The 422-nt window shown below is 57.8% G+C and carries 1 protein-coding gene; it reads right to left on the minus strand.

Features of this window, described 5'->3' with window-relative positions; genetic code table 11:
- Positions 1-379 (minus strand): hypothetical protein (locus tag EW028_RS24365; protein WP_131522770.1); only part of this gene is annotated, 379 nt, incomplete at its 3' end.
- Positions 380-422 lie beyond the last annotated feature (43 nt).

Raw genomic sequence — 422 nt, forward strand, 5'->3', positions numbered from 1 at the left:
CCGCGCTCTTACGAGCAGGTGCGGAGACGGCCGCCGCAGGCATTGGTACCAGGTTCTCGACCGTGATGGACAGTGCGAGACGATCCATTCCCGTCATGTAGGGCTGCACCCAGACAAGGCCTTCTGCTCGATAGATCGTGCCGAAACTGAACGGCTCGTTCGGCGGATTGATGACGTGCACGGATGCTGTCTTATCCGTCGCGACAGTTCCATCTTTGCGCGCAACTCGAAGCAGTGCACCAGTCGAATACTTCACACGGCCGTCGGGAGTGAGCTTGTCCTGAACCGGCTTGATCGGGTCGTCCATACCGGCCACGAACACCGGAAACTGATCAGCGGTAGTTGCGACGGGGAGGGACGTTCCGAGCTGAACATTCATGCGAGTTCCTTTGATCGAGTCCGATACAGCTTATGGCTTAAGT

The sequence above is a fragment of the Lysinibacillus sp. OL1 genome (genome assembly GCF_004332175.1).
Lineage (GTDB): Bacteria > Bacillota > Bacilli > Bacillales_A > Planococcaceae > Lysinibacillus > Lysinibacillus capsici.